Below are 1,701 nucleotides of genomic sequence, written 5' to 3' on the forward strand. Positions count from 1 at the left end.
GGTGCTGGGACTGGAGCAGGTGGGACGCCACGACAACTTCTTCGAACTGGGCGGGCACTCGTTGCTGGTGATCACAGTCATTGAGCAACTGCGTCAGCGCGGCCTGCAGGCTGATGTCAGAACGGTGTTCAACGCGCTCTCGCTCGTTGCGTTGGCAGAATCAGTGCGGCAGCAAACGCCGCAGGCCTCGTTCGTGGTGCCGCCCAGCAAGATTGATGGCAGCGGCCGGATCACGCCCGACCTGTTGCCACTGGCATCGCTGGAACAGACGGAAATCGATACGCTGGTGGCGGCTGCCCGCGAGGGTGCCGTAGGTATCCAAGATATATACCCACTGGGTCCGCTGCAGGAGGGGGTGCTCTTTCATCATCTGCTGGGCGGAGAGGGCGATGCCTACCTGCTTCGTTCGGTGCTGAGGTTCGACGACCTGCAGTGCCTGCAGGCATTCCTGGTGGCGCTCGAGCAGGTAATGGCCCGCCATGACATCCTGCGTACGTCGATCCACTGGGAGAGCCTTCGCGCACCGGTCCAGGTCGTTCATCGCAGCGTAACGCTGCCAGTGCACGAAATCGTACTGGATCCGCGTCGAGCGCCCTTGGAACAGCTAATGCAGCGCGTGGATCCGCGTTGCATGCGCATCGACCTCCGTCGTGCGCCGCTGCTGCATGCGCATATTGCCTCGGACATACAGGGTGAAGCTCAATGGCTGGTGCTGCTCCTGCACCACATCGTCTGCGATCACGTCACGCTCCAGTTGCTGCTGGAGGAGGTGCAGATTGTTCTGCGCGGCGATGCCGCCGCGCTATCCGAGCCATTGCAGTATCGGAATTTCATTTCCGTCATCCGCGATGCAAGTGCTGGGGATCACGAAGCCTACTTCCGCGCCCAGCTTAGTGACATCCACGAGTCGACAGCGCCCTATGGGGTGCTTGACGTGCAGGGAACAGGAGCAGAGGTCACGGAGATCAGCGTCACGGTGCCCGACGTTCTAAGCACCACGCTGCACCACCGCGCTCGTGCACTTGGTATTACTCCCGCAGCAGTTTTTCACTTGGCGTGGGCCCAGGTACTGGCCGCGCTGTGTGATCAGAACACGGTGGTGTTCGGCACGGTGTTGTCCGGCCGGCTGCAGATGACCGGCGCCTCCAGCAACGTCATGGGTGTGTTCGTCAACACCCTGCCTGTGCGAATCGATGTTGCCAACACGACAGCGCGGCAGGCTGCATTGGACACACAGGCGACGCTGATTGAGCTGCTGGAGCATGAGCAGGCACCGCTCGTCGTGGCGCAGCGTTGCAGCGCGATCGATCCCCGCCTCCCTCTGTTCACGTCGGTACTCAACTATCGCCATGGCCAGGGCGATAGTGAGGGATTGGCGGCACATGGTGCACACGTTGTGCGCAGCGAGGAGCGGGCGAACTATCCGATCGTTGTGTCAGTGGACAGCGCGGGAGAGGCGTTCAGCATTTCGATGCAATGTGCAGAGGGCATCAACGCCGAAGAGCTCGCGTCACGCCTTTTGCAGGCGACTGCGCGGTTGTGCGAGGCGTTGAGCGATACGGTTCCACGCCCGTTGCAGGAACTGCGGCTTGTAGCCTCCCTTGACTCGAGGCAACGGCAGCAGGCATTGCTGGCCACCACTCGTGCGTATCCGCGCGATGGACTGATCCACCATGTTTTCCAGGAGCAGGTGCGAGCCCA

General features: G+C 61.7%; 1 protein-coding gene. It reads left to right on the plus strand.

Going from position 1 to position 1,701, the window contains the following annotated elements; all coding sequences use genetic code 11:
- Window positions 1-1,701: condensation domain-containing protein (locus QOL57_RS21410; RefSeq protein WP_283401545.1), on the plus strand; the 1,701-nt coding region annotated here is incomplete at both ends.

Origin of the sequence: Stenotrophomonas sp. yr243, from assembly GCF_900184195.1 — a bacterium.
Lineage (GTDB): Bacteria > Pseudomonadota > Gammaproteobacteria > Xanthomonadales > Xanthomonadaceae > Stenotrophomonas > Stenotrophomonas lactitubi.